Below are 6,721 nucleotides of genomic sequence, written 5' to 3'. Positions count from 1 at the left end.
GGCCGTGTCCACGTGGGACGCGCCGCGGGGGTCGTGGCCGCGTGTGGGGTGGACGTGGCGGTGGCCGTGTCCACGTGGGACGCGCTGAGCGGGTCGTGGCCGCGTGTGGGGTGGACGTGGCGGTGACCGTGTCCACGTGGGGCGCGCCGGCGGGGTCGGGGGCGAGGGCGCCGCGAGGGCGACGGCACGCGCTCCGAGACTCCGTTGCAACTCGCGCAACGTCGAGATGAAAACGTGATGTCGTGTGAGCGCTTCCACCGCTCACGCGGCGGTCGCTAGTCGTGTGCAAGTGCTCGACACAGCGTCATACGTGCTGCAAGCAGTTCACTTTCTTGTCGTATCCGTGTGTCCCGGGTCACAATTGGGGAGGCTCGCGAGAGGCGATGACGCCTCCCGCGGGCCACGAAGCGCCGGGCCGACTGACCCCGACCACGGCGCTGCGCGCAGCACCGGCACGACCCAGCACCACCGTTCCACCGGACACCTCCAGCACCATCCGCACCACCCGCACCACCACGAGCAACACCCGAACCACCCTGACCCGACGACGAGACCAGGACCTGACCCGTGCGCACCTCGAGCCCCACCCCGCTCCCCGCCCGCCGCCGCATCGCGGCGTTCGCCGCCCTCGCGCTCGTGCCCACCGGCCTCGGCGCCGTGGCCGCGCCGGTGATCGCGGCCCCCGCGACCGGCACCACCGCCGAGGCCGTCACGCCCACCGCCGACGGCGACCGCACCTTCACCCTCGTCGGCAGCCTCCAGGACGAGCTCGGCTGCCCGGGGGACTGGCAGCTCGACTGCGCGGCCACCGCACTGGCCCCGACCGGCGTCGCGAACCAGTACGCCGCCGACTTCGAGGTCCCGGCCGGCACGTACGAGTACAAGGTCGCGGTGAACAACGCGTGGGACGAGTCCTACGGCAAGGAGGGCGGCAGCGACAACGCGCCACTCACGGTCGCCGGCCCGACCACCCTGCGGTTCACGTTCGACGACGTCACGCACCGCACGGGCCTGACGCCCCTCGACCTCGGGGGCGACTACACCGCGGCCGACGACGCGCTCGTCGCCGCCCCCGTGCGCCAGCAGGGCGCGGGCGAGCAGTTCTACTTCGTGATGACCGACCGGTTCGCCAACGGCGACACCAGCAACGACACCGGCGGCCTCACCGGCGACCGCCTGACCACCGGCCTGGACCCGACCGACAAGGGCTTCTACCACGGTGGCGACATCGCCGGGCTGAGCGACCAGCTCGACTACATCGAGGGGCTGGGGACCACGGCGATCTGGCTCACGCCGTCGTTCATGAACCGTCCGGTCCAGGGCGAGGGCGCCAACGCCTCGGCCGGCTACCACGGCTACTGGATCACCGACTTCACCCAGATCGACCCGCACCTCGGCACGAACGAGGAGCTCGAGGCGTTCATCGACGACGCGCACTCACGCGACATCAAGGTCTACTTCGACATCATCACGAACCACACGGCGGACTTGAACTCCTACGCCGAGGGCCAGTACGGCTACGTCGAGCAGTCGGCCGAGCCCTACCGGGACGCCGACGGCAACGCCTTCGACCCCGCGACCTACGCCGGCACGAACGACTTCCCCGAGCTGGACGCGGCGACGTCGTTCCCGTACACCCCGGTGATCGCCCCCGAGGACGCGAACCTCCGCGTCCCGAGCTGGCTGAACGACCCGACGCTCTACCACAACCGCGGCAACTCGACCTGGACGGGCGAGTCGGTCACGTACGGCGACTTCGACGGCCTCGACGACCTCATGACCGAGCACCCGCAGGTCGTCAACGGCTTCATCGACGTGTACGACGCGTGGGTCGACCTCGGCATCGACGGCTTCCGCATCGACACCGTCAAGCACGTCAACACCGAGTTCTGGAAGACGTTCACCGCGGCCGTCTCACAGCACGCGGCGGACCAGGGCCGTCCCGACTTCTTCATGTTCGGCGAGGTCTACGACGCCGACCCGACGAAGCTGAGCCCGTACGTGCGCACCACCGACATGGACTCGGTGCTCGACTTCTACTTCCAGCAGCAGGCGGTCTCCTACGCGTCGGGCAACTCCGCCAACGCGCTCGCCGCGCTGTTCGCGGGCGACGACTACTACACGACGGCGAGCACGTCCGCCTCCGCGCTGCCCTCCTTCCTCGGCAACCACGACATGGGCCGGGTCGGCTACGCGGTGCGCGGCACCGACGACCCCCTGCAGCGCTCGCTCCTCGCGCACCAGCTCATGTACCTCACGCGCGGCCAGCCGGTCGTCTACTACGGCGACGAGCAGGGCTTCACGGGGTACGAGGGCGCGGGCAACCTCGGCGGCAAGGACAAGGACGCCCGCCAGGACATGTTGGCCACGCAGGTCGCCGAGTACGCCGACCAGACCCTGCTCACCGGCGAGCAGGCGGGCACGGGGTCGCACTTCGACACCGACGCGCCGCTCTACACCGCGATCGCCGACCTCGCCGAGCTGCGCAGCAGCACCCCGGCGCTCACCGACGGCGCGCAGATCGAGCGCCTCGTCGACACCGACGCGGGCGTCTACGCGTTCTCGCGCGTCGAGCGCACCGAGCGGATCGAGCACCTCGTGGTGACGAACAACTCCACCTCCTCGCGCACCGTCGACGTGCCCACCCTCACGGCCGACGCCGCCTTCAGCCCGCTGTACGGGGACGTGTCGGCCACGACGTCCGACGCCGACGGCGTGGCGAGCGTGACCGTGCCGGCGCGCACCGCCGTCGTGCTCGTCGCCGACGCCCCGGTGACCGACCCGGACGGTGCCGCCGACATCGAGGTCTCGACGCCGGCGGCCGGCGCCGCCGTGACCGGCGTGAGCCCGGTCGCGGCGACGACGGCGGACTCGTGGCGCGAGACGTCGTTCGCCTGGCGCGTGGTCGGCTCCGAGACGTGGAACCCTCTCGGCACGGCCGAGGACACCACGCCGCGGGTCTTCCACGACGTGTCGGGCCTCGCCGCAGGCACGCTCGTGGAGTACCGCGCCGTGACCGTCGACGCGGGCGGGGACGCCTCCGCCGCCTCGACGTTCGCCTCCGTCGGCACCGACGTCACCACCGAGGGGCCGGCGGAGCCCGAGCAGCCGAGCTACGACTCGGTCGCCGTGCCCGGCTCGCACAACTCCGAGATGGGCTGCCCGGGCGACTGGCAGCCGGACTGCGCTGCGGCCCAGCTGACGCTCGGCACCGACGGCATCTGGTCGGGCACGTTCGACCTTCCGGCCGGCGACTACGAGTACAAGATCGCCGTCAACGGCAGCTGGGACGTCAGCTTCGGTGCGGGCGGCGTGCCCAGCGGGGCGAACGTGGCCTACTCCCACGCGGGCGGGGCGATCACGTTCTTCTTCGACCCCGTGAGCAAGCAGTTCTCGAGCACCGCCGAGGGCCCGATCATCACGCTCGCAGGCAGCTTCCAGTCCGAGCTCGGGTGCCCGAGCGACTGGGCCCCGGACCAGCTGTGCGCATGGCTCACCGACCCCGACGGCGACGGCGTCTACACGTTCAGCACCCCCGCGCTGCCGACCGGCTCGTACGAGGTGAAGGTCACGCACAACCGCTCGTGGGCCGAGAACTACGGCGTGGACGGCGTGCGGGACGGTGCGAACATCCCGTTCTCGGCCTCCGAGGGCAAGGTCACGGCCTTCAGCTACGACATCGCCACGCACCGCCTCACGGTGACTGTCGAGGACCCGCCGCTGCCCGGCACCGGCGAGCAGCGCGCGCACTGGGTGCGTGCGGGCCTGCTCGCCTGGCCGGCGGACCTCGGTGGGGCCGCGGCCGACGGCGGGACCTGGACCCTGCACCACGCCGCGAACGCGGGGCTCGTCGTCGGCGACGACGGCGTGACCGGCGGCGAGGACCTCGCCCTCAGCGTCGACCCCGCCGGCCTGCCGGCGGACGTGCTCGAGGACTTCCCCGCGCTCGCCGGGTACACCGCGCTGCGGCTGACCGGCGCGGACCGGTCCGAGATCGCCGAGATGCTGCGCCAGGAGGTCTGGGTGTCCCGCGCGGACGACGACGGGCTCACGGCCGTCACCGGGGTGCAGATCCCCGGCGTGCTCGACGACCTGTACGCGGGCGCCGTCGCCGACGTCGCGCTGGGCGTGACGTTCGACGACGACGGCGGCGCGGCCGTCTCGCTGTGGGCGCCCACGGCGCGCCTGGTCTCCCTGCAGGTGGGCGACGGCGGAGGCGAACCCTCGGGCGGCGTCGTCGCCGAGCTCGACCCCGCCTCGGGCGTCTGGTCGGTGCCCGCGGGCACGCTGGACGTGGGCGACACCTACCGCTGGACGGTGCGGGTGTACGCCCCGAGCACCGGAGCCATGGAGACCAACGTCGTCACCGACCCGTACTCCACGGCGCTGACGGTGAACTCCCAGGCGAGCGTCGTCGTCGACCTCGACGACTCCTCGACGCGGCCGGCGCAGTGGGAGGACACGGCGGCGCCCACGGTCGAGCGGACCGTGGACCGTGCGGTGTACGAGCTGCACGTGCGCGACTTCTCGATCGGCGACGAGACCGTCCCGGCCGACGAGCGCGGCACGTACGCGGCGTTCACGCACGCCGACTCCGCCGGCATGACGCACCTGAAGGAGCTGGCCGACGCCGGCATCACCACGGTGCACCTCCTGCCGACGTTCGACATCGCCTCGATCGAGGAGGACCGCGCCGCACAGGCGACGCCCGACTGCGACCTCGAGGCGCTGTCCGCCGCGAACCCGGCCGGCACCGAGCAGCAGGCCTGCGTCGGCGCCGTGCGCGCGGACGACGGCTACAACTGGGGCTACGACCCCTGGCACTACCAGGTGCCCGAGGGCTCCTACGCCACCGACCCCGACGGCGCGGCCCGCGTGACCGAGTTCCGCTCGATGGTCGGGGCGCTGCACGCCGCAGGCCTGGAGGTCGTGCTCGACCAGGTCTACAACCACACCGCGGCGTCCGGGCAGGCCGAGAAGTCGGTCCTGGACCGCATCGTGCCCGGGTACTACCAGCGCCTCGACGCGGCCGGGAAGGTGCAGACCTCCACGTGCTGCCAGAACGTGGCGACCGAGCACGAGGTGGCGCAGAAGCTCATGGTCGACTCGGTGGTGCTGTGGGCGCGGGAGTACCACGTCGACGGCTTCCGGTTCGACCTGATGGGGCACCACTCCACGGAGAACATGGCCGCCATCCGGTCCGCCCTGGACGAGCTGACGCTCGCCAAGGACGGCGTCGACGGGAAGTCGATCTACCTGTACGGCGAGGGCTGGGACTTCGGTGAGGTCGCCGGGAACGCGCTGTTCGAACAGGCCAAGCAGGGTCAGCTCGACGGGACGGGCATCGGGACGTTCAACGACCGGCTGCGCGACGGCGTGCACGGCGGTTCGCCCGTCGACGGCGACTCGACCTTCGACCAGGGCTTCGGGACGGGGCTCGGGACCGACCCGAACGGGCGCTCGCGCACGGGCGACGCCGACCTGGGCGGGCTCACCGACCTGGTGAAGCTCGGCATGGCCGGCAACCTGCGTGACTACTCGCTCGTGTCCGCCTCGGGTGCGACCGTCACCGGCGCCGAGCTGGACTACCGCGGCGCCCCGGCCGGGTACGCCTCGGAGCCCGACGAGATCGTGAACTACGTCGACGCGCACGACAACGAGACGCTGTACGACCTCTCGGTGCTCAAGCTCCCGACCGACACCACGATGGAGGAGCGGGTGCGGATGAACACCGTGCAGCTCGCCACCGTGGCGCTCGGCCAGTCGCCGTCGTTCTGGCACGCGGGCACCGAGCTGCTGCGCAGCAAGTCGCTGGACCGCGACTCCTACGACTCCGGCGACTGGTTCAACCGGATCGACTGGACGGGTCAGGAGAACACGTTCGGCTCCGGCCTGCCCGGCGCGTGGTCGAACGAGGCGAAGTGGCCGGTCATGACGCCGCTCCTGAGCGACCCGACGCTGAAGCCGGACGCCGACGCGATGGCGGCGGCGAACGACCAGGCGCTCGAGCTGCTCCGGGTCCGCTCGGAGGTCCCGCTGCTGCGACTGGGCAGCGCCGACCTCATCGAGCAGAAGGTCACGTTCCCGGGCAGCGGCCCGGACGAGGCCGCCGGGACGATCGCGATGCTCGTGGACGACACCGTGGGCGAGGAGGTGTCCGAGGACCTCGCCGGCGCGCTCGTGCTGATCAACGCCTCGCCCCACGACGTCACGCGGACCTTCCCTGACCTCGTGGGCCGCGAGTTCGCCCTCACCCCGGCGCAGGCCGACGGCGAGGACGCGGTGGTCGCGGGCGTCACCTGGGACGCCTCGACCGGGTCCGTGACGGTGCCGGCGCGCTCCTACGCGGTGCTCACCGAACCCGACTATGTGGCGCCGCAGCCCGTGGCGACCACCACGTCGCTGTGGCTCTCGCAGCACGAGGTGCGCCGCAGCCAGTTCCTGCCGGTGTTCGGGTTCGCCACCGTGCGGACGGCGGACGGCACCCCGGCACGCGGGTCGCTCGAGGTGCGGGTGGGCAACCGCGTGGTGAGCACCACGCCGGTGATCATCGGCATCTCGGCGACCGTGATCTGGCCGCGCACGCTGTCGACGGGGACCTACGACGTCACGGCGACGTTCGTGCCGCGGGACCCGACGACGCAGGCCGGTTCCAGTACGGCCACCCCGCTCCGGGTGCGCTGAGCCGGCGGCTCGCGATCGGTGCGGACGATTCCGGAGC

1 protein-coding gene is annotated in these 6,721 nt (G+C 72.0%); it reads left to right on the top strand.

All coding sequences use genetic code 11. From position 1 onward, the window contains the following. Positions 1–567 precede the first annotated feature (567 nt). The gene (gene pulA, locus FH969_RS10585; protein ID WP_139987210.1) at positions 568–6,684 is read left to right on the top strand and encodes a pullulanase-type alpha-1,6-glucosidase; all 6,117 of its coding nucleotides are present in this window, start codon (positions 568–570) and stop codon (positions 6,682–6,684) included. Positions 6,685–6,721: the final 37 nt, after the last annotated feature.

The sequence above is a fragment of the Miniimonas arenae genome, from assembly GCF_006351005.1.
Lineage (GTDB): Bacteria > Actinomycetota > Actinomycetes > Actinomycetales > Beutenbergiaceae > Miniimonas > Miniimonas arenae.
Note: the sequence above shows the minus strand (reverse complement) of the source record. Positions and strands in the feature narration are given on the sequence as shown.